This window comes from Paraburkholderia sp. WC7.3g, assembly GCF_050436345.1.
Taxonomy (GTDB): Bacteria; Pseudomonadota; Gammaproteobacteria; order Burkholderiales; family Burkholderiaceae; genus Paraburkholderia; species Paraburkholderia podalyriae.
In genome coordinates, this window is the sequence record NZ_JBNDMA010000001.1 from 1,396,649 (window position 1) to 1,418,122 (window position 21,474).

At 65.1% G+C, this 21,474-nt stretch carries 20 protein-coding genes and 1 pseudogene; 9 read left to right on the top strand and 12 right to left on the bottom strand.

Annotated elements, in window-relative coordinates; all coding sequences use genetic code 11:
• The first annotated feature begins 6 nt into the window (after nucleotides 1-6).
• Nucleotides 7-321, top strand: a complete 315-nt coding sequence (locus tag OKW43_RS06480) for a high-potential iron-sulfur protein (RefSeq protein ID WP_429445969.1) — start codon at nucleotides 7-9, stop codon at nucleotides 319-321.
• A gap of 28 nt (nucleotides 322-349) precedes the next feature.
• Here OKW43_RS06480 and OKW43_RS06485 read toward each other — a convergent pair whose 3' ends face one another.
• Together OKW43_RS06485 and OKW43_RS06490 are read right to left on the bottom strand one after the other, a co-directional pair.
• Nucleotides 350-700 (bottom strand): DOPA 4,5-dioxygenase family protein, encoded by a 351-nt coding sequence (locus OKW43_RS06485; RefSeq protein ID WP_429447343.1) that lies wholly within the window; start codon nucleotides 698-700, stop codon nucleotides 350-352.
• Between the two features lie 31 nt (nucleotides 701-731).
• The gene (locus tag OKW43_RS06490; RefSeq protein WP_429445971.1) at nucleotides 732-1,235 is read right to left on the bottom strand and encodes an N-acetyltransferase family protein; all 504 of its coding nucleotides are present in this window, start codon (nucleotides 1,233-1,235) and stop codon (nucleotides 732-734) included.
• A gap of 282 nt (nucleotides 1,236-1,517) precedes the next feature.
• Between OKW43_RS06490 and OKW43_RS06495 the strand changes: the two genes are divergently transcribed.
• Entirely contained in the window at nucleotides 1,518-1,790 is a 273-nt protein-coding gene (locus OKW43_RS06495) for a DUF1488 domain-containing protein (protein ID WP_429445973.1), read from the top strand.
• Between the two features lie 636 nt (nucleotides 1,791-2,426).
• Here the strand turns inward: OKW43_RS06495 and OKW43_RS06500 are convergent.
• Nucleotides 2,427-4,394, bottom strand: coding sequence for a hypothetical protein (locus tag OKW43_RS06500; RefSeq protein ID WP_429445975.1), 1,968 nt, complete (start codon nucleotides 4,392-4,394; stop codon nucleotides 2,427-2,429).
• Nucleotides 4,395-4,708: 314 nt separating this feature from the next.
• Here OKW43_RS06500 and OKW43_RS06505 point away from each other — a divergent pair, with 314 nt between their 5' ends.
• The 3 genes from OKW43_RS06505 (at nucleotide 4,709) to OKW43_RS06515 (ending at nucleotide 7,008) form a co-directional block, all read left to right on the top strand.
• Complete coding sequence (locus tag OKW43_RS06505; RefSeq protein ID WP_429445977.1) at nucleotides 4,709-5,062, top strand: YciI family protein; 354 nt, start codon at nucleotides 4,709-4,711, stop codon at nucleotides 5,060-5,062.
• 180 nt (nucleotides 5,063-5,242) lie between these two features.
• Nucleotides 5,243-5,656 (top strand): YciI family protein, encoded by a 414-nt coding sequence (locus OKW43_RS06510; protein ID WP_187635341.1) that lies wholly within the window; start codon nucleotides 5,243-5,245, stop codon nucleotides 5,654-5,656.
• 77 nt (nucleotides 5,657-5,733) lie between these two features.
• Nucleotides 5,734-7,008: an RNA polymerase sigma factor gene (locus OKW43_RS06515; RefSeq protein WP_429445979.1), complete on the top strand. Its 1,275-nt coding sequence runs from the start codon at nucleotides 5,734-5,736 to the stop codon at nucleotides 7,006-7,008.
• Between the two features lie 60 nt (nucleotides 7,009-7,068).
• Here OKW43_RS06515 and OKW43_RS06520 read toward each other — a convergent pair whose 3' ends face one another.
• The 7 genes from OKW43_RS06520 to OKW43_RS06550 all read right to left on the bottom strand — a co-directional run bounded on the left by OKW43_RS06520 (nucleotide 7,069) and on the right by OKW43_RS06550 (nucleotide 15,755).
• Complete coding sequence (locus tag OKW43_RS06520; RefSeq protein WP_429445981.1) at nucleotides 7,069-7,656, bottom strand: DUF4337 domain-containing protein; 588 nt, start codon at nucleotides 7,654-7,656, stop codon at nucleotides 7,069-7,071.
• Between the two features lie 123 nt (nucleotides 7,657-7,779).
• Nucleotides 7,780-8,748, bottom strand: a complete 969-nt coding sequence (locus OKW43_RS06525) for a quinone oxidoreductase family protein (protein WP_429445983.1) — start codon at nucleotides 8,746-8,748, stop codon at nucleotides 7,780-7,782.
• Between the two features lie 137 nt (nucleotides 8,749-8,885).
• On the bottom strand, nucleotides 8,886-11,954 hold the full coding sequence (locus tag OKW43_RS06530; protein ID WP_429445985.1) for an efflux RND transporter permease subunit: 3,069 nt from the start codon (nucleotides 11,952-11,954) through the stop codon (nucleotides 8,886-8,888).
• Between the two features lie 16 nt (nucleotides 11,955-11,970).
• Complete coding sequence (locus OKW43_RS06535) at nucleotides 11,971-13,122, bottom strand: efflux RND transporter periplasmic adaptor subunit (protein ID WP_187635337.1); 1,152 nt, start codon at nucleotides 13,120-13,122, stop codon at nucleotides 11,971-11,973.
• Nucleotides 13,123-13,172: 50 nt separating this feature from the next.
• Nucleotides 13,173-14,699, bottom strand: coding sequence for an efflux transporter outer membrane subunit (locus OKW43_RS06540; RefSeq protein WP_187635336.1), 1,527 nt, complete (start codon nucleotides 14,697-14,699; stop codon nucleotides 13,173-13,175).
• Between the two features lie 51 nt (nucleotides 14,700-14,750).
• Nucleotides 14,751-14,951: a hypothetical protein gene (locus OKW43_RS06545; RefSeq protein WP_187635335.1), complete on the bottom strand. Its 201-nt coding sequence runs from the start codon at nucleotides 14,949-14,951 to the stop codon at nucleotides 14,751-14,753.
• A 69-nt stretch (nucleotides 14,952-15,020) separates the two neighbouring features.
• Nucleotides 15,021-15,755: a GNAT family N-acetyltransferase gene (locus OKW43_RS06550; RefSeq protein WP_429445988.1), complete on the bottom strand. Its 735-nt coding sequence runs from the start codon at nucleotides 15,753-15,755 to the stop codon at nucleotides 15,021-15,023.
• A gap of 89 nt (nucleotides 15,756-15,844) precedes the next feature.
• Between OKW43_RS06550 and OKW43_RS06555 the strand changes: the two genes are divergently transcribed.
• Both OKW43_RS06555 and OKW43_RS06560 read left to right on the top strand, forming a co-directional pair.
• Entirely contained in the window at nucleotides 15,845-17,428 is a 1,584-nt protein-coding gene (locus tag OKW43_RS06555; RefSeq protein ID WP_429445990.1) for a PLP-dependent aminotransferase family protein, read from the top strand.
• Nucleotides 17,429-17,621: 193 nt separating this feature from the next.
• Entirely contained in the window at nucleotides 17,622-17,954 is a 333-nt protein-coding gene (locus tag OKW43_RS06560; RefSeq protein WP_187634280.1) for a hypothetical protein, read from the top strand.
• Between the two features lie 110 nt (nucleotides 17,955-18,064).
• Here the strand turns inward: OKW43_RS06560 and OKW43_RS06565 are convergent, their stop codons facing one another.
• Both OKW43_RS06565 and OKW43_RS06570 read right to left on the bottom strand, forming a co-directional pair.
• Nucleotides 18,065-18,562 carry an N-acetyltransferase family protein gene (locus OKW43_RS06565; protein ID WP_429445993.1) on the bottom strand — a complete coding sequence of 166 codons (498 nt, stop codon included), beginning with the start codon at nucleotides 18,560-18,562 and terminating at the stop codon, nucleotides 18,065-18,067.
• Between the two features lie 164 nt (nucleotides 18,563-18,726).
• Nucleotides 18,727-19,110: a hypothetical protein gene (locus OKW43_RS06570; RefSeq protein ID WP_429445995.1), complete on the bottom strand. Its 384-nt coding sequence runs from the start codon at nucleotides 19,108-19,110 to the stop codon at nucleotides 18,727-18,729.
• A gap of 147 nt (nucleotides 19,111-19,257) precedes the next feature.
• Between OKW43_RS06570 and OKW43_RS06575 the strand changes: the two are divergent.
• Nucleotides 19,258-19,836 (top strand): annotated as a pseudogene (locus OKW43_RS06575) (AraC family transcriptional regulator); the annotation flags it as partial.
• Nucleotides 19,837-20,077: 241 nt separating this feature from the next.
• Nucleotides 20,078-21,442 carry an MFS transporter gene (locus OKW43_RS06580; protein ID WP_187634283.1) on the top strand — a complete coding sequence of 455 codons (1,365 nt, stop codon included), beginning with the start codon at nucleotides 20,078-20,080 and terminating at the stop codon, nucleotides 21,440-21,442.
• The last annotated feature ends 32 nt before the right edge of the window (nucleotides 21,443-21,474 follow it).

The window sequence follows — 21,474 nt, forward strand, 5'->3', positions numbered from 1 at the left end:
ATCACAATGAAAACATCGCGCCGCCATTTCCTGTTGTTGAGCGCGGGCGTCGGCTCGTCGCTCGCGCTGTCTCGCGTCGCGTTTGCCGCGAGCGTTCCCAACGCGCTGAGCGAGAGCGATCCGCAGGCACAGGCGGTCGGCTATACCGAAGATGCGTCGAAGGTCGACAAGGCCAGGTTCCCGAACTTCGCGGCCGGGCAAACGTGTGCGAACTGCTCGCTATTTCAGGGCAAGGCGTCGGATGCGTACGGCGGTTGCACGCTGTTCGGTGCCAAACAGGTCGCGTCGCGCGGCTGGTGCAGCGCGTACGCGAACATGTGAGTACGTCGCCGCATCGTTCGCATCGCTGCTAGAGCAGTGCCTTCAGCACGAGCTCGTGCGAGTGTCCGATCCATACGGCGGCGTCGCGATGATCGCGCAGCGCGTCGCCGGTATTCGGATGCAGAAAGACATCGAGCGCGCCGTGATTGAGCGTGAGCCACCCGACCACCTCGGCGAACTGCGCGTGCGCGAACGCGAGCTGATACGACCACATCGGGTGCGGGCCGACCGGCCGTTCGTGGAAGCGCCCGATCTGAAGCTTGTCGCCCCAATGCGCGTCGATCTGCTCGCGAAACGCCCAGGCGGCGTCGCGGCTCGCCGCGTCGAAATAGATGTGCGCGTGCCAGCTTTCTATCGCTGAAGCGTCGCGAAAGGTCATATCAGAGTTCATCGCCAGGCTCGTTCCCGTATCAGTCTTTATCCGACATTCGTTCTGCTTCGCTTTCCGCCAACGCGCGCGCTGCGAGGCGCATGTGAAACTGTGTCCGATCCTCGCCAACGATCTGGAAGCCGAGACGATCGTACAGCCGCTTGGCGGGATTGCCCTTGAGCACCTGCAAGCTGACCGGCAGTGCGTCGGCAGCGGCCGCGCGCAGGATCGTGCGCAGCGCCTGCTCGCCGATGCCGCGTCCCTGGAGCGCCGGCGCGATCTGCACTTGCACGACGAACCATTCGTCTTCGTTGCGGTGCGCCTTCAGCAGACCCGCGGGCGCGTCATCGATGCAGATCACCTGCGCTGCGTCGTAGCGATGCAGCAGGCGCGCGCGATGGGCGGCGTCGTCGGTCGGCTCGCCGGCGCGCGCCAGGTGTTCGGTCATCGTCGTCTTGCGCAGTTCGAGCAGGAAGGCTTCGTCGTCGGGTTGCGCGGGACGCAAGGTCAACCCGGATCGTTGGGCAGGCAGTTGGGCGGACATGTCGGCAAGGTTGTGGCGCGCGATCGGGCGCACCTCGATGATGCGAAGCGCGAGTAAGAATTGTCGTCGATTGTCGCGCCGGCTGCGCTTTTTTACCACGCGGCTATGCTGCAGTCTTCCCACTTTGCGAGGCAGTAGGAACGGTCGGGTCGGTTGATTGGCGAGGCGTCACATTCCGCGTTGTATGGCATGTGTTTTGCTAGAGCTTGCTTCGCGTTTCGAGGGCGCGGTCGTCAAGCCATCGCCTGCCGGAACAGGGTAATCAACGTTGCGAGGTGGGCTATGACGATGATCGAGGCGGTACCCAGCGTCTCGGCAGATGGACGCGCGGTGATTTTCCAGCTTTCGTCGCAGGGACGAGACCTTGAATGCGCGGTCACGCGCGAGGCGCTCGAAGAGCACTTCTGGCTGCAACGCGGCGCGGGTGAGGCGCGCATTCTGAAGACGTTCGCGGATGGGCGCAAACGTATTACCGCGATTGCCGAACGAAAAATGCTCGCGCGTCCCGGTGAGAAGGTGTTGCTGACAATCGACGATTTCTCCACGCGCGGTTGACTTGCGTGGTGCGGCGCGGGTCGTCGCGCCAAGCTATATCTGTCGAAATCCCGCTGTTACATCGATTCGCCAAATTAACCCGCCAAAGCCCCTCGCTTCGCGCAATTGCATTGGCGCGTGCGGGCCTACACTGTTTTCCATGGAGCGACAAATCACCGAACTCCATCGATGCGATTCCCCTCGTGTCGTGTTTGAACCGTACCGTTGATATGCAGTTCGCAGTTCGCAATAGACGCAGTAAAGCGCGCAATGCATCGAGCAACGAGCGCGAAGTAAAGGGGTAGCGGCCAGATGCACGAAATAACGAGGACCGGCCCACAAGCAGTCGCAATTGAAGTGGTGGTTTGAATCGGCAGCCTGAAGGTTGCTGTCGAGTGGTAGAAATTGCCGGTGCAGTACACGTAAGCAATAGCTTTGCAGGTTAGGTGGTTATAGGTCGGCAGGCATCCACGCGCTTGCTCGATTGTTCCATCCTGTCAGCCCTGTTCCTCGCGGAACAGGGCTTTTTTTCGTCGGAACGAAGCGGGCTTTCTCTTTCTGGCGGCTCCGAGCCGATATGCGGACAGAACAAAAAAACGCCCCACGGGGCGCTTTTCGCATCTAGCGACGCCGACTCGAAACCGCGCGCGGCAAACGCTAATCGTTGTACTGCGTGATATCCAGGGACTCGGTCCCGTCCCTTGCGCCGCTCAACTGAATGAGCCGCGAGCCTCCCGCCGTCAACGCGGGGAACGGGCAGTTCGTGCAGGTTTGCACGCCGGCCGAATTGACGCCCGCCCGCACCGTCGCCTGATATTGCCCACCGGTCGTGTTGTTGGCGGGACCGAGCGCGAACCCGTTCACTTGCTCGACCCCCGCCGACGTCTGCGCGGCGGCCGCGATCCCCGTCGACGAGACCGGATATGCCAGATTCAGGCCGTCGTTCATGAGACCCGACCAGGTGACGCTTAGCGCGTACTGCACATCGGCGAGCGCGGTGCCCGGCGTCAGGAACTGCGCGGTCGCGTCGTTCATCAGCAGCGTCGCCCACGGGATCGAACTGCCCGCCGCCGCATTGAGCGGACTGCCGGGATTGATGACCGACGACTGGCCGAGCTGCGCGCCGTTGATGTCGTAAAACGTGACCGTATAGGTCGAATAGAGCGGCACGCTGCCCGCATCGAGCGATTGCGCCGCATAAAAGCCCGTCGAGGCCGGCGGCGTGAAGCTCGCCGTCGACGACCGCGACTGCCAGGACCAGCGGTACTGCGAAGTATTGCTGCCCGTCGTCGCGGGCGTCACCGGCGGCGCGCTCAATGCGCTATCGGCCAGACCGAGCGAGCTGCTGCCCGATGCGCTGCGCGGCATCAGCCACACGGGTGCGGCAAGACCCGGCCCCGTCACCGACGCCGAATACACGTTCGGGTTCGACGCGGTCGGGATCTTGATGTCGAGCCCGGACTCGTAACGGTTCACGTCGCTCAGTCGCGTATCGAGGTAGGTGCGGCGCTGAATGTGCGACATGATCGCCACCGCGAACGACGACTGATCGCCGATCAGATTCCAGCCGAGCTGCATGCCGTTGGTGAGCGTGACCGGCGTCGCGAGCGGCTGCGCGATGCTATACAGCACAGCGGGCGTGCCGTTCGCGAGCGTGAGCGGCAGTTGCACGAGCGCGAGCTGCTTGCCGTTGCGCGTGAAAAACGCGAGGGTTTTCGGCGAACCGAACACCGCGCCGGTCATCGCTGAGTCGGTCAGGCCGTGCGCGGTCGCGAGATCGGTCGAGCCGCTTTCCTTGAATGCGGTGTCGATCGCGGGCGAGCACGACGTGTTGTTCAGTGCGCCGTTCGCCGCGCAGGCGCTCAGCAGCGGCGCGAGCGGCTCCAGATAGTTCGCGGCGACCGGCGGCGCGGCGAGCACGACGCCCTGCGCGGTCTTGTTGTTCAGCACGATGGTCGTGGTCGGCGCCGCGTTCGACACCAGCGCGCGACCGCCGTTGGCTCCCGTGACGAGCGACACCGAGTCGATCACCGCATCGGCGCCCGTGTGATTCGGCGTGAACGCGGTGCCGATCGGATCGAAGCCGGCCGTCTGGAGCCCATTCTGCTTGAGCAGGTTCGTGAGGATCGTGTCGAGCGTGATCGTCGCGAGCTGGACCGATTGCAGCGTGAGCTTCGCGAGCGTGCTGTTCGAAGTCAGCTCGATCGGATTGCCAGAAGCGGTCAGCATCGCGGCGAGCGCGGTGGTGAGCGTGGTCACGTTGGCGACGGCCGCCGCGGTGCCGGTGGGCAGCCTCGCGACCACGGACGACAGCGGTGCGGAAAGGCCGCCGGCGTCGGTCGCGATGATGAAGAACGGCAAGGTCATGCCCTTCACCGGGATGCTGTACGCGCCCTGCGCATTGGTTGTCGCGGTGGCTTGCGCGCCGGTCGCGTCGATCAGCGTGACGTTCGCGCCGACCAGTGCGCTGCCGGCCGCGACGGTGCCGCTCACCGACGTCGTGGTCGCCGGCGCCGTGCCCGACGAGCCCGTGCCGGAATCGCCGCCGTTGCCGCACCCGCCGAGTTGTAAAAAGACGCAGGCGACGGCGGCTGCGATGCCGGTGCGCACGATCGATCGATGCATGAATTTCCCCGTTGCTCGGATTATTTGAATGGCACCTTCGCGGACCGGCTGCGACGGCTGTTTCAGCGCGGATGTGAAGGGATTCCGGAGAATACTGGAAAGCGGCATCGACGTATCGCGGGCGGCCGGTTGATTCGCGTGGCGCGGCTTGTTACGAGTGTCCGTAGCGGGGCGCCCGGGCGCGTTTGCCGCTGCGATTGCCGCTTGCTAGACTGGCTGCGCCTGCTTGCCGCCTGCCTGCCGCCGAGGCCACACGTGGCGGTCGTCGTTGCCATACCGACTCGCGTACACCACCGAGCCCAATCGGAGACACCATGTCCTACATGCTGCTGATCGTCGAACCCACGGACCAACGCGAGGAGCGCGGCGAAGCCGCGGGCCGCGATCTCTACGACCAGATGGTGCGTTTCGCCGAGGACCTGAAGACGCGCGGCAAGCTGGTCGCGGTCGAGTCGCTGACGTCGCAGAAGGACGCCATCCGCGTGCAGGTCCGCAATGGCCAGTCGAAGCTCGTCGACGGGCCGTTCGCCGAAGCGAAGGAGATGATCGGCGGGTTCTTTCTGTTGAACTGCGACAGCCGCGAAGAGGCTGTGGCGATCGCGCAGTCCTGCCCGGCGGCGGCCTGGTGCACGGTCGAGGTGCGCAAGCTCGGGCCGTGCTTCATCTAGCCACGCGCCACGCCAACGCGCATCCGCTTCGGTGTTTTCCCTGGGATGCCGGAGCCGCCGCGCGTGTCGATCCGACCGTGCATCGCGCGTCGTGTGAGTGAGGGGCGAGCCGTCGTGGCGCCGCCACGCGATTCCGACGAATCCACTCACAACGAACCACTAACAACAAGGAGCAACGACATGCGATTCATGATCATCGTCAAAGCCACGGCCGCGAGCGAAGCCGGCGAGATGCCCGAACCGTCGCTGATCGCCGCGATGGGCGCGTACCACGAAGAGCTCGCGAAGGCCGGCGTGCTGCTCGACGCGACGGGTCTGCAGCCGAGCTCGAAAGGCTGGCGCGTGCGCTATAGCGGCGGCGAACGGGCCGTCATCGACGGGCCGTTCGCGGAGAGCAAGGAGCTGATCGCCGGCTACACGCTGATCCAGGTGCGCTCGCGCGACGAAGCGATGGAGTGGGCGCGGCGCTTCCCGGCGCCGTTCGGTGAGCATGCCGATGGCGAAATCGAAGTGCGGCAGCTGTTCGAAATCGACGACTTCGAGCCGGGGCCGGAAGTCGAGCGCTTTGGCAAGCTCGAAGCAGATCGCCGTTGATTTCATGGCCTACGTCTCGGAACTCGCGTACATGTCCCTGAACCCGCAACCGTCGGCAGCAGGTGAAGGCTAACGCCGTGACGATACAGGCCACCCATCGTGCGATCGACGCTGTCTGGCGGATCGAATCCGCGAAGGTCATCGCTCACGTCGCGCGGATCGTGCGCGACGTCGGGCTCGCCGAGGAACTCGCGCAGGACGCGCTGGTGGCCGCGCTCGAGCATTGGCCGGAGGCGGGCGTGCCCGACAACCCCGGAGCCTGGCTGATGACGACCGCGAAAAACCGCGCGCTCGATCGCCTGCGCCAGGAAGCGCTGCATGCGCGCAAGCGCGAGGAGCTCGGCCACGATCTCGACGCGATCGAAGCGCACGTGGTGCCCGATTTCGTCGATGCGCTCGATGCCGCGCGCGCCGATGACATCGGCGACGATCTGCTGCGTCTGATCTTTACCGCCTGCCATCCGGTGCTGTCGACCGATGCGCGCGTCGCGCTGACGCTGCGCCTGCTCGGCGGCCTCACCACCGACGAAATCGCGCGCGCCTTTCTCGTGCCCGAGCCGACCATCGCGCAGCGGATCGTGCGCGCGAAGCGCACGCTGTCGGCGGCGCGCGTGCCGTTCGAGGTGCCGCAGGCGGACGCGCGTGCGGCGCGGCTCGCGTCGGTGCTGCAAGTGATCTATCTGATTTTCAACGAAGGTTATTCGGCGACCGCCGGCGACGACTGGATGCGCCCTACGCTATGCGAGGAGGCGCTGCGACTCGGGCGCGTGTTGAGCGGTCTCGTGTCCGACGACAGTGAGGTTCACGGCCTGGTCGCGCTGATGGAAATTCAGGCGTCGCGCACGCACGCGCGCACCGATGCGCAGGGGCGCCCGGTGCTGTTGCTCGATCAGGATCGCAGTCGCTGGGACCCGCTGCTGATTCGCCGCGGTCTCGCTGCGTTGAATAACGCGCATGCGCTCGGCGGCGCAAGCGGGCCGTATGCGTTGCAGGCGGCGCTGGCCGCGTGTCATGCGCGGGCACGCCGCGCCGAGGACACCGACTGGGCGCGGATCGTCGCGCTTTACGACGCGTTGGCGCAGGTCGCGCCGTCGCCGGTGGTCGAGTTGAATCGCGCGGTCGCGGTGGGAATGGCGTTCGGACCGGCGGCCGGACTCGAGATCGTCGATGCGCTCGCCGCCGGGTCGGCGCTCGCGAATTATCACTGGCTGCCGAGCGTGCGCGGCGATCTGCTGGTCAAGCTTGGACGCGTCGATGAAGCGCGCGCGGAGTTCGAGCGCGCCGCGGCGATGACGCGCAATACGCGCGAGCGCGAGTTGTTGCTGGAGCGTGCGCGCGGGCTTGCGCATTGAGGCCGGCACGTTGGTGCTGGCACATTGGTGCTCGCGCGCACATCAGCGCCGCCTCCGCGCTCATAGCCCGAAAAACGCCGCGCCCGCGGTCAACACGCCCGCCCCCGCGACGAGGTACGACACATTGCGCAGCCAGTTCTTGCGCGTGAGCAGCGTGATCGCGCACAGCGCAATCGCGACCTGAATCAACAGCGTCGCCTGGGCCCAGCGATGATGGCCGTGCAGCAGCCCTTCGCTGCGCGTGTCGGCGGCGACCACCTGTTTTTCGATCGCTTCGGCGTTCGCGCGGATCGGCTCCTTCTGCTGCTTGTATTTGTCGACGTCGGCGAGGAATTTGGCGTGCGCGTCGCTATTGGGCGCCGACAGCGCCGCGCCGAGTTCGGCGAGGTTTTCCTTCTCGCCCTTCGCCTGATAGTAGTTCCACTGGTTCGACGCTTCGGTCTTCTTGATCGCGGCTTCGTTCTTGTAGAACAGCGCGAGGTTTTCGGCGTTGCCGCTTTGGTACGCGCACAGCGCGCCGATCGTCGCGAGGATCGCGGTCATTACGGCCATGCGGCTCGCGAACGGATCGGCGTCGTGATGCGCGGCGTGGCCGGCGTGTTCGACGGCATGGTCGTGCGGACCGTGTACTTCATATTCTTCAGACATCGGATTCTCCGGGGCAATGCTTTCGTCGTCATAGCCGGGCGGCGCGGCCCCCGGCGGCCTCAATCTTAGCGTGTTGCGTGGGGCCGGAGACCGCGCCTTCAATGCGGTGTGACAGAGGGACGGTTATTGCATGCGAATCACAATGCGTCCGCGTGTGCCGGCGGCGACCGCTTCGTAGGCTTCGCGCGCGCGGGCGAGCGGAAATTCCTGCGCGATCGCCGGGCCGCTCAGCTTGCCGCTATCGAAGCCCTCGACGAGCGCCGTCATCAACGGCGCCGATTGCGCGACGCCGAGCTTGGCACTGTCGACGCCGAGCAATTGCGTCTCATTGTGATAGAAATCGATCAGATCGAACTCGACGCGGCGCTTGCCGGTCCCGCTGATTTCGAGCACGCGTCCGCGCCGCCTCGCGAGACTCAGCGCGGTCTCGAACGCGACGCCGCCGACCGTGTCGTAGACGACTTCGGCACCCGCGCCGCCGGTCAGCTCGCGCACCCGTTCGGCCGCGTGTTCGTCGAACGGCACGTAGGCGTCGATCAGGCGCCCAGCGGGCGAGGCCGGATCGAGCGGCCGGCGGTCGACGGCGATCACGCGCGCGCCCCGTGCTTTCGCGATCTGCACGACCGCCCCGCCGACACCGCCGCCCGCGCCAAGCACGGCAATGGTCTCACCGGCCTGCAAGCTGGCATATTCGACGGCGCCGAGCCACGCGACCACGAAGTTCACGCCGATCGCCGCCGCCTCGGCGTGGTTCAGCGCGACCGGCTTGCGTGCCAGCGCGGCGACCGGAATGCTGAGGTACTCGGCGTGCGTGCCGTCGCGCGTGAAGCCGATGTCGCCGCCGGTGCCCCACACCTCGGCGTCGAGCCATGTGGCCGGCCCGTCCACCACTACGCCGCTGAAGTCGCGCCCCGGCGTGCGCGGCAGCACCGTGTGCTCGAAATGGCCAGACACGTTTTTCACGTCGCTCGGATTGACCGAGGCCGCCATGACCCGCACGACCGCATGGTCCGCATCGGCTCGAGGCATCGGTAGATCGACGTATTCGAGCACGTCGGGGCTGCCAAAGGATTTGAACTGGATCGCTTTCATCGTGCCTGGCTCCGGTTGGTCGTGCGCCGCGTTGCGCGGCGAATGCACCGTAGTCTAAAGGATGCGCGTCACGGCATCAGGACAACGGCTTTCGAATTGCGGACAACGTGCGCGCCGAATGCGCGAACCCACAGCCGCTAGCCCGCCCGACCCGCGTCGCCGGCTTTCGGCGACTGAGCATGCCGCTGATGATCGGTGGCCAGAAACATGTACATCGCCGGCACGACGAACAACGTGAACAGCGTGCCGATCGACATCCCCGTGAAGATCACGAGCCCCATCGCGTTGCGGCCCGCCGCGCCCGCGCCCGCCGCGATCACGAGCGGCACCACGCCGAGCACCATCGCCGCGGTCGTCATCAGGATCGGGCGCAGCCGCACGCCCGCCGCTTCCTCGACCGCTTCACGCTTCGCGCGGCCGGCGCGCTGCAGTTCGTTGGCGAACTGCACGATCAGGATGCCGTGCTTGCTGACGAGCCCCATCAGCGTGACGAGGCCGACCTGGGTGTAGATGTTGAGCGTCGTCAGACCGACGTTGATGAAGATCAGCGCGCCGAACAGCGCCATCGGCACCGAGATCAGGATCACAATCGGATCGCGGAAGCTCTCGAATTGCGCCGCAAGCGCGAGGAACACGATGATCGTCGCGAGCAGCAGCGTGATGACGAAGCCGCCCGACTCCTGCACGAACTGGCGCGACTCTCCCGAGTAATCGGCCGAATAGCCGGCCTGCGCGACCTGCGCGGTCGCCTTGCGCAGAAAGTCGAGCACCTGACCTTGCGACACGCCCGGCACGATCACGCCGGAGATCGTCGCCGAGTTCAACTGCTGGAAGTGGTTGATCGATTCGGGCACCACGCTATGCTGCAGATGCGCGACCGTCGACGCCGGAATCACACTGCCGTCCGGCGTGCGCAGATAGTAGTCGAGCACCTGCTGCGGATTGAGCCGGTCGGTCTGCAACACCTGCGGGATTACCTTGTACGAGCGTCCCGCAATCGAGAAATAGTTGACGTAGCCGCCGCCCAGCGCCGACCCGAGCGCCTGTCCGACGTCGCTCTGCGACAGCCCGAGTGAGGCCACCTTGTCGCGATCGACGACGAGCTTCGCTTCCGGCTTATCGATTTTCAGGTCGGTATCGACGAAGAAGAACATGCCGCTCTCACGCGCTTTTTCGAGCACCGCTTGCGACACCTCGTTAAGGTTTTCGAACGGCTCGGTCGTGCTGATCACGAACTGCACCGGCAAGCCCTGGGAGCCCGGCAGCGGCGGAAACTGGAACGCGGCGACGCGCGCCCCCGCGATCTGGTTCCACTTCTGCTGCAACTCCTGCTGTAGAACGGTCGCGTTCTTGCCGCGCTTATCCCAGGTCTTGAACAGCACGCCGCCGATACCATGGTTGATGGTCGGTGAGCCCGTGAGCTGGAACATCTGCGAGTATTCGGGCAGCCCCTTCGACGCATCGAACACCTGGTCCGCGTAGGTCTGCATCTGTTGGATCGTCGCGTTCGGCGGCCCGATGATCTGCGAGAGCACGATGCCCTGGTCTTCCTGCGGCGCGAGTTCCGACTTCGAGGTCATGAACAGATACACCGTGCCGCACAGCAGCAGCGCGCCCATGATCACGAACACGGGCCAGGTGTCGAGCGTCGCATGCAACAGGCGGCCGTAGCCGCGATGCACGCGCTCGAACTGGCGGTCGACGAAACGCGCGAAGCGCCCCGCGTCCTGCTCGGCGCGGAAAAAGCGCGAGCACATCATCGGCGACAACGTGAGTGCGATCACGCCCGATACCGTCACCGCCCCCGCGAGCGTGAACGCGAACTCGGTGAAGAGCGCGCCCGTCAGCCCGCCCTGGAAGCCGATCGGCGCATACACGGCGATCAACACGACGGTCATCGCGACGATCGGGCCGCCCAGTTCGCGCGCGGCGATCAGCGCGGCGTCGAACGGCGTCTTGCCTTCGTGCTTCATGTGCCGATCGACGTTCTCGACGACGATGATCGCGTCGTCCACGACGAGCCCGATCGCGAGCACCAGCGCGAGCAGCGTGAGCAGATTGATCGAATAGCCGAGCACCTGCATCACGAAGAACGTGCCGATCAGCGACAGCGGCATCGCGATCAGCGGCACGATCACCGCGCGGAAGCTGCCTAGAAACAGGAAGATCACGACGGTCACGATCACGAGCGCTTCGACGAGCGTCTTGATCACTTCCGCGATCGCGGTGTTGACGAAGTCGGTCGCGTCATAAACGATGTCGCCCGTCATGCCGGTCGGAAACTGCTTCTGCAGATCGGGGAACACGGCTTTCACGCGCTTGGCCACATCGAGAATGTTCGCGTCCGGCGCGACCTTGATGCCAATGAACACCGACCGCTTGCCGCTGAACGCGACGTTGAAGTCGTAGCTGTCGGCGCCGAGCACGACGTTCGCGACGTCCTCGAGACGCACGATCGAGCCGTTCTTCTGCTTGACGACGAGCTGCTTGAAGTCGTCGACGGTATGCAGGTCCGTGCCCGCTTCCAGGTCGACGCTGACCATCTGCCCCTTCGTCGTGCCGAGCGTGGCGAGATAGTTGTTGTTGCCGAGCGCGGTGTACACATCGCTCGCGCTTACGCCGTGCGCGGCGAGCCGCGCGGAATCGAGCCACGCGCGCATCGCGAACTGCCGGCCGCCGAGCACTTCGGCGGTCTGCACGCCCTGGATCGAATCGAGCTTCGGCTTGACCACGCGCAGCAGGTAGTCCGTGACGTTGTTGCTCGGCAGCACGTTGCTGTAGAAGCCCATGTACATCGCGTCGGTGGTCTGCCCGGTCTGCACCGTCAGCACCGGCTGCTGCGCCTGCGGCGGCAACTGGTTGCGCACCGAGCCGATCTGCGTGTTGATCTCGGTGAGCGCGCGGTTCGCATCGTAGTTCAGACGCAGCGTCGCGGTGATCGTCGACACGCCCGTGATGCTCGTCGACGACAGGTAGTCGATGCCCTGCGCCTGCGCGATCGCCGCTTCGAGCGGCTGCGTGATGAAGCCGGCGATGGTGTCCGAGTTCGCGCCATAGTAGGCCGTCATGATCGTGACGACCGCGTTCTGGGTCTGCGGATACTGGCTGACCTTCAGCACCGCGAGCGCGCGCAGCCCGAGCACGAGGATCAGCAGGCTCACGACCGAAGCCAGTACCGGCCGGCGGATGAAGGTGTCCGTGAACATGATCGGGCGGCCTCGCTTATTGTTCCTGCGGCGTCGGATTCGGACTGTCCGACGGCTGAACCCGGTTGTCGATGATCAGCGGCGTGCCGTTCTTCAGCTTGATCTGGCCGCTCGTCACGACCCGCGTGCCGTCGTCGATGCCCTTCAGAATCGCCACCTGGTCGCCGCGCGTCGGCCCCGGTGTCACGAACACCTGCTGCGCGACGGGCAGCGTCTTGCCCTGCGCATTGGGCTGCGTGCCGGGCTTCACGACGAACACGGTCGCGCCATACGGGTTGTAGGTGATCGCCGTTTGCGGCAGGGTCAGGTAGCGCTGTTCGGCGCCCGAGTCGATCCTGACGTTCGCGTACATGCCGGGCAGCAGCTTGCGCTCGCGATTGTCGACGCTCGCTTCGATCTGTACGTTGCGCGTCGCGCTATCGACTTTCGGACTCATCGACTGGATCTTGCCGGTGAAGGTTTTCCCGCTGTACGCGTTGGTATCGACGATAACGGTCGCGCCGATCGCGAGTTGGCCGAGCTGCTGTTGCGGCACCGAGAAGTCGGCGTAGATCGGATCGATCGCTTGCAGCGTGACGATCGCATCGCCGGGATTCAGGTATTGCCCCGGATTGATCGTCGTGATGCCGAGGCGCCCCGCGAACGGCGCGCGAATCGTCTTCTTGTCGACGAGCGCCTGCTGTTGCGCGACCTGCGCCTTCTTGCCCTTGAGGTCGGCCGCGTCGGCGTCGAGCTGCGCCTTCGCGATCGCCTTGATGTCGTACTGCGCACGGTCGCGCTCGTAGACCGTCTGCGCGAGTTGGGCCGCGGCCTGCAACGACTGCAGCAGCGCGACGTCGCTGTCGTCGTTGAGTCGCACGAGGATCTGTCCGGCTTTCGCTTCCTGCCCCGACACGAACGCCACCCCGCGCACGAGACCGGCGACTTCGGTCGTCACGTCGACGCCGCGCACCGCGCGCAGGCTGCCGACCGCCGCGAGCTGCGGCTGCCACGACTGATAGTGGACCACCACTGCGGAGACCGTCGCGGGCGGCGTGGTGTTGGCCGCCATGAACTTCGCGAACATGTGCGCGCGGAACAGGTTGAAGCCGATCAGCGCGGCGAGCAGCAGGCCGACGCAGATCAACATGATCACCATCCGCTTCGTCATCCGTTTTCTTTCGGCCATCGTGATGTCCTTGCTCGGCTTGGGGCGAGCTGGGTTGGGTCAGGGCACGGTCAGTGTGGCGTTGCGGCGGTTGCTGTTGCTGCGGGTGACGACGAGTCCGACGCGGCGGCATTCCACCAGCCGCCGCCGAGCGCCTGGAACAGCGCCGCTGTATCGGCGTAACGCGCTGCCTGCGCCTGCGTGAGACTCACGACCGTTTGCTGATACTGGCGTTGCGCGTCCAGCAGCGCGAGGTAGCTCACGCCGCCGACGCGATACTGCCCGCGCGTCAGTTCGAGCGAATCGCTCGCGGCGCGCGACGCGTCGGTCTGCGCCTTGAGACCGGTCGCGTCGTGTTCGAGCGCGCGCAGCGTGTCCGCGACGTTCTGGAACGCAAGCAGCACCGTCTCGCGATATTGCGCGCCGGCCTGCTCGTAGGCGGCTTCGGCCGCGCGCTTCTGCGCGCTCAGCTGGCCACCGTGAAAGACGGGTTGCAGCAGGCCCGCGCCGATGCTCCAGATCGTGCTGCCGGCCCTGAGAACCTGTGCCGGCGTCAACGCCTCGGCGCCGTAGCTCGCGGACAGCGTGATCTGCGGATACATCGCCGCGGTCGCGACGCCGACCTGCGCGCTCGCCTGATGCAGCGTGGCGTCGGCGGCGAGGATGTCGGGGCGCTGGCGCACCAGCGACGACGGCAGGCTCACGGGCAGCGTGTCGGGCAGCGAGAACATGTCGAGCGTGAAGTCGGGCACCGAGCTATCGCCTGGCAGTTTGCCGGCGAGTACCGCGATCTGATGGCGCGCCTGATCGAGTTGCTGATAGAGCGGCGGCAGCGTCGCGCGGGTCTGCGCGAGCAGCGTTTCCTGCGCGAGCACGGCCGCGCGGCTCACGCCGCCAAGTGCGAGCTGCTGGTTCAGCACGTTCAGTTGCTGTTCTTCCTCGGTGGCGATCCGCTCGGTCGCGTCGATCTGCGCGCGCACCGACGCTTGCTTGACGGCCGCCGTTACGAGGTTGGCCGATATCGCGAGATAGGCGGCTTGCAACTGGAAACGCTGATAGTCGATCTGCGCATGCAGCGCTTCGAGTTCGCGCCGCGCGCCGCCGAACACGTCGAGCTTGTACGAGACGTTGACCGACGCGTTGTAGAGATTGAATTCCTCGACGAGGCCGGGCTGGCCGAACGCGATGCCGTTGATTTTTTCGCGGGTGGCGCCAAGTTGCGCGTCGACGCTCGGCAGCAAGGTGCCGCCGGCTTGCGCCAGGAAATTCTCGCGGGCTTGTCGCAACGCGGCCTCTGCCGCGGCCATGTTCGGACTGTTGGCGATGGCCTCGCGGATCAGCGCGTCGAGTGGCTCGCAATGAAACAGCGTCCACCATGCGGCGGGAATATCCTCGGCCGGCGCGAAGCGCTGGGGCAGGCCGGCGGGGCCCGGCGCGGACGCGGTCTGGTCGGGCAGCGGCGTGGCGGTGAAGGTGTTGGTGGCCGGCGCGAGTGGCGAGTGGTAGTCGGGGCCGACCATGCAGCCGGCCAGTGCGGCGCAGGCGCACAGCGCAACGTAGATGCGCCGCCGGACAATACGCTGACTCACGTCGATCATCGATCTACCTTGTCTCGCCAGTGGCGGGTGGACCGGACGAAGATGTTCAGGTCACCCGAACGTTCCTGGAGTTGCCTTGCCGTCGCTGGAATTTACCATGCACGGCGCGAACCGCGCTTGGGCGTCGGCTTCGCTGGCTCGCGAAGGCGGATACGAGATCACGTAGGAGGGCACGCTGTCCAGTTCGCCGATGAATCCGCGGATCGCGGTGACGAGCGCCGACGGCGCCTCGAGCGGAGACAGGTGACCCATGCCGGGCGAAATCTGCAGTCGCGCGCCGGCGGGATTTCATCGGCGGCGCGCTGATTCGATCGTCTGGTTTTACCGGGCCTCGTCCGCCCCTCGCCGCTGCGCGATCAGATCGGCGAGCCGCTCGACCTGCTGCCCTTGCGCATCGAAGTTGTCCGCGTCGAGCCAGCGTTGATAGCACGAGCGCAACGCCGGCCACTCGCTGTCGATGATCGAAAACCACGCTGTGTCGCGATTGCGCTCGCGGTAGACGATCGCCTGCCGGAAGATTCCCTCGAACGTGAATCCATAGCGCAGCGCGGCCATCCGCGACGGCTCGTTCAGCGAATCGCATTTCCACTCGAAACGCCGGTAGCCGAGCTTGTCGAACACTTCGCCGAGCAGCACGAACATCGCTTCGGTCGCGATGCGCGTGCGCTTGAGCCGCGGCGAATACACGACGTGGCCGACTTCGATCACGCCGTTGGCGGGATCGATTCGCATCAGAGCGAGCGTGCCGACTGGCTTGCCGGTCGCGAGGTCGATCACCGCGTAGTGCAGCGGATCTTTCGATGCCGCCATCCGCGTCAGATGCTCGCGATAGGCCGCGAGGCTGTCGAACGGGCCGACCGCGAGATAGGTCCAGTCGCGCCCGTCGGTGGCCGAGCGGTACGCATCGAAGAGGTCGGCCGCGTGGCGCTCGACGTCGACGGGTTCGAGGCGGCAATAACGGCCGGTCAGCGGTTCGCGGCCCGGCGGCTGCGCGCCGTGCCAGCCGGGCACGGGCACGCCGATCGGCTGGCCGTAGACGTTACGTGTGGGTTCCATGTCTGTTCTCCTGTCGATGCAGGAACGATACGGCAAACGTGGTATGTTCAAAAGATCCACGACACCATCATTCGATAGGTCCAGCCACCATGATCGAAATCATCGGACCGCTCGTCCACGCGGACGACGCCGTCGCCGCGCGGCCCGCGCCGCTGCAAAAGCAACTGATCGACCGTCTGCAGCAGGCGATCCTCGCGGGTCGTCTGCCGGCCGGGTCGCTGCTGCCGTCGTCGCGACTGCTCGCCGCCGAGATGGGCGTGTCGCGCAACACGGTCGTGATCGCCTATGAGCATCTCGCCGCCGTCGGCTATGTGATCGCCGATCGCCAGGGTACGCGTGTGAGCCCGCTGTCGAGCCCCGCCGCGCGTGGCGAGCGGGCGGCGGCGTCGAGCGCGCCGGAGGTCGTGTACGCGGCGCGCGTCGAGCAGTTCGCGGCGTCGCACCATCACGCCGACAACGCCTACGCGCTGACACCTGGCACGCCCGCGCTCGACCGTTTCCCGCTTGCCGCATGGCGGCGCGCGCTCGAACGGGCGATGGAGCGCGCATTGCCGCGCGCGCTCGGCTACGGCACGCCGGCCGGCGAGCCCTCGTTGCGCGACGCGATCGCCGCGCATCTGCGGATGGCGCGCGGCGTGCGCTGCGATGGCTCGCAGGTCGTGATCACCGAGGGCGCGCAGGAGGCGCTGAATCTGTGCGTGCGACTGCTGACCAATCCCGGCCATCTCGGATGGATCGAGGACCCCGGCTATCGCGGCGCGAAGGCCGCCTTCACCGCGGGTGACTTGCGCATACTGCCGATTCCCGTCGACGCCGAAGGCATGGCCGTGCCGGCCGACGCGTGGCGCACGCATCCGCCGAAGCTGATCTACACGTCTCCCGCGCATCAATATCCGACGGGCGCGGTCCTTTCGGTGGCGCGGCGGCTTGCGTTGATCGCGCAGGCGCGGAGCTGCGGCGCGTGGCTGATCGAGGACGATTACGACGGCGAAGTGCGCCATACCGGCGAGCCGATCGCGAGCATGCAGGGTCTCGTCGACGAGGCGCCCGTGCTGTACGTCGGCTCGTTCAGCAAGACGATGTTTCCGGCGTTGCGCATCGGCTTCGTCGTGCTGCCTCGCGCGATCGCCGCGCGCGCCGCTGTTGCCCTGCGAGAGATGCTGCGCGGCGGGCACCGGCTGGAGCAGCTGGCGCTCGCGCATTTCATCGAAGGTGGCGAGTTCGGGCGGCATCTCGGGCGGATGCGGCGGCTGTACCGCGAGCGCCAGCAGGCGCTGCGCGACGCGCTGGCCGAGCATTTTCCGGCGGCGACGATTCTCGGCGGCGATTGCGGCATGCATCTGACGCTGCGGCTGCCCGCGTCGCTCGACGATCGCGTGCTCGCGGCGCGGGCGCAGGCGCGGGAGCTCAGCCCGCGCGCGTTGTCGGGGTTCGCGATCGAGGTGTCGGAGGAGACCAACGGGCTCGTGATCGGGTATGGCAATACGGAGGCGGAGCGGTTGGAGCCTGCGGTAAGCGTGCTGGCGGAGTTGGCGCGGCAGATGGACGGCGACGCGCGACCGGCTGCGAAGCGCGCGGCAAAACCCCTCGGAAAATCCGCCGGGAAACCCGCCCCGCGACCCCGCAAAAAGCCCGCCCCGCAACGCCGCCCGCCCGTCACCACGGCAACCTGAGTTTTACGTTTGTCCCCCCGGCCCATGTCGCGCTATCGTGTCGTATGCGTGGCGACTTCGCCGTTCCGACGTGCTGGTTTGCCCGCATGTGCCGTGCTTGTCCGGCCCGCCGCGTTGCAGGCGTTGCGCCGGCGATTGGCACGAACAATGCGTTGTATGGTTATCGATGACGATCTATCCGACCGGAGACGACATGAAGGAAATCGAACCCACCCCGTGGTTTGACCTTGCCATCCATACGCCGGTACGCAAAGGCTGGTACGAGGTGCAGTTGGCGAGCGGGGACACGGCGTTTGCGAAATTTGGCGATGGCGTGTGGACGGAAAAGCCGTTGCTCGTATTCACGCATTGGCGCGGCCTGTCCGCCGATCCGTCGAAAGCCGCCGATGGCGCGGCCGGGTCGGTCGGCGCTGAAGCCACTGCGGCGCAGGGCGTGCGCGCCGCCTGGAACGCGTTCTTCCCGGGACTCGGCGAAGAGCAGCACAAGCCGCTCAATGCGGTGCCAAACGGCAAGGCGCCGCATTGAGGGTTTGTTGAAATTCGCTTGAAGCCTGGTCGGGCGGCGGCTCGTGGGCTTCTTCGCGATGGGCGAAGCGTTCGAGGTGGCGCCGGTTGTGGCCTGCCCGCGGTGAAGGCTTAGGCGTTTCGTTCGGTTTCGCCTTCGGCGAATGCTTTGAGCGCATCGCCCGCGAGACGGTAACGCACCCATTCGCTTTGCGGATTCGCGCCGATCGACTTGTAGAAGCCGATGGCCGGCTCGTTCCAGTCGAGCACGCTCCACTCGAAGCGGCCGCAGCCCGTTTCGCAGGCGATTTGCGCGAGATGGCGCAGCATCTGTTTGCCCGCGCCGCTGCCACGCGATGTGGGCGATACGTACAGGTCTTCCAGATAAAGTCCCTGCTTGCCGAGCCACGTCGAATATGAAAAGAAGTACACGCAAAAACCGACGGGCTCGCCGTTCATTTCGCAGATCAGCGCTTTCGCGGGCGCGCCCGCGGAAAACAGGCTCTTTTCGATGTCTTTGACGCCGGCGACGACTTCGTGCTCGGCTTTCTCGTAGACCGCGAGTTCCGTGACGAAACGCAGGATCAGGGTGGCGTCGGAAGCGGTGGCGGGGCGGATGTGGATGGTCAAGGCTGAGTGCTCGGTGAGTTCGGTGAATCGTAGCCGGCTGGCGGGACGCGCCAGATGCGTCGGCGTTGGAACAGACTCACATCGTAGCAAAGAGCCACAGGCCCCGTGCTTCCCCAGATGGAGCCACGCGCTCTATATTCTTGCGGTTAGCGCGTCGCCCCTCCTCAACCCTCCGGCAACACAGACTTGCTCCGCCGCTTTCTCGGCTTAGGCTCCACCCCCACTCGCGGGTCCCGCTCCAGCACGAGCGCCGTCAACTGTTCGACAGTGTCTTCAAACGCCGGATGCTGCTGCGTCACGTAAAGCCATTTCCGAAGCACCGGGTGAGGCCCCAACGCAGGCAGATCGGCAATCAGAGCAGCATGGCGTTCGTGCGACGTACAGACGAGCAGTCCATTCCATGGCTTATCGCGGTCGGCGGCAACCAGACACAACAGCCCATCGATATACGCAGCGTCGCAACCGAACATCCGCCGACGCACATAAGTCGGATCGCGTTCGAACGCGTCGAAGATCCAGAGGAGCGAATTGCTGATCGAAGAGGGCATCGGCGGAAAGTCAGGAAGCGCGGCGGATGAATGAGTTTACGCAAATTCCGTGGGTTCGGCAGCGAGCCGATCGAAGATCGAGCAAGTCCTGCTAGGTAAGATGTGCCCAACCTCGGCGAGCATATCGGAACTCGCACACTCCAGACCATGCAAGCTTACCCATACGCCACCGCTGCCTACACGATGCGCTTCGAAGCCGTTCTCGCCTATATCGATGCAAACCTCGAGGGCGATCTGTCGGTCGACGCGCTAAGCCGCATCGCAAACTTCTCGATGTTCCATTTTCATCGACAGTTTGTCGCGTATGTCGGCGTGCCCGTCGCACGTTATGTGCAACTGATGCGCTTGCGTCGCGCGGCCCGCCGGCTCGCGTCGCAAGCGTCGTGCTCGGTGCTCGATGTTGCGCTCGACGCCGGCTTCGACAGTCCCGAAGCCTTCAGCCGCGCGTTCAAGCGGGCGTTCGGCGCGGCGCCGAGCGTATTCCGCCGGCATCCGACATGGCAATTCTGGAGTGCGAGTTTTATCGTTCCCTACCTTTCGAGGAAACTGGCCATGCAAGTGCAACTAGTCGATTTTGCTGAAACCCGCGTTGCAGCGCTCGAACATCGGGGTCCGCCTGGACTCCTCAACGAGAGTGTGCGCAAGTTCACCGATTGGCGTATTCAAAGCGGACAATCGCCGGTGGCGTCGAGCAGGACCTTTGGCATTCCGCACGGCAATCCGGACTGCGGGTGGGGTGCGGAATGCGTTTCGTGTCACTGCTGACCGCATCGGTATTCATTGCATTGAAACGATGAATGCCTTGTTGTGTATTCAGTAATAAATGCAATTCCGAAACGCAAATCGGCGTGAAAAACTCAAAGGCGATTTTCGCGGTCTGCACCTCGCTTGATCGCCGGAACCACCGAATACACCAACTGTCGAATGACAGGTATCACGTGTCCATTTCCATTTGGGGAGATTTCAAATGGCTGACGCGCAACCGGGGCCAATGTCCCTCTCCGATGATGAGGCCCGGCGTCAGTTGCGCCGAGCTGTCATCGCCAGCACGATTGGCACCACGATCGAATGGTATGACTTCTTCCTGTACAGCATAGTCACGGGTCTCGTCTTCGCGAAGCTGTACTTTCCGGAATCGGACCCGCTCGTCGGCACACTCCAGGCTTTTCTGATTTACGCGGTCGGCTTTATCGCGCGGCCGGTGGGCGCGGCGATTTTCGGTCATTACGGCGATCGCATCGGGCGTAAAGCCACGTTAATCGTGACGCTATTGCTGATGGGACTTGCGACGTTTGCCGTGGGCTTCGTTCCGACCTATGCGACGATCGGCATCTGGGGGGCAATCTTGCTCACGGTGCTGCGCTTCATTCAGGGCGTGGGCGTGGGCGGCGAGTGGGGCGGCTCGGTGCTGATGTCGATGGAATGGACACGCACGAACAAACATCGCGGTTTCGTCGCGTCCTGGCCGCAGTTCGGCGTACCGGCGGGATTGTGCATTGCGAACCTGGTGGTGCTGGCCACAAGCCAGATCTCCGGCAGCGCATTCATTACGTGGGGCTGGCGGGTGCCGTTTTTCCTCAGTATCGTGCTGGTCGCGATCGGCCTTTATATTCGCTTGAGTATTCTCGAGACGCCGGTCTTCGCGAAGCTCCTCGCTGAGCGCAGGATCGAAAAGGCGCCGATGCGCGAAGTATTGCGCCGGCAGCCGAAAGACATTCTTCTGTCGGCGCTTGCGCGCATGGCCGAACAGGCGCCTTTCTATATTTTCACGGCCTTTATATTCACCTATGGCGTGATGCGGCTGGGCGTCACACGCGACCTGTTGCTCACGGCGGTGCTGGCCGCAGCGGTGCTGGAATTATTTACGATTCCGTTCTTTGGTCACATGTCCGATCTGATCGGGCGGCGACGCATGTACGTGATCGGCGCCGCTGCTGCCGGGCTATTCGGTTTCCTCTACTTCTTCATGCTCGGCACCCGCAACCAGGCATTGATCTTTGTCGCCATCGTGCTTTCGCTGGTGCCGCATGCAATGATGTATGGTCCCCAAGCCGCGCTGATCGCCGAATCGTTCACGGGGCGCTTGCGCTACAGCGGTGCGTCGATGGGCTACCAGTTGGCTTCCGTCATTGCTGGCGGTCCCGCACCGTTGATTGCGACCGCGCTGTACGCTTACTTCCATTCGGGCTTTGCGGTGGCGTGGTACGTGTTCGCGTGCGGGGTGATTAGCGTGGCCGCCGCCATGCGCCTGGGCGATCGCACGAATAAGGACATTTCGCGCGAATACGACGACGCGCATGCGATGCCTGACGACAGGCATGCCACTCCGTGATCGATCAGGCGGATAGCCGGCCACAGCGGCCA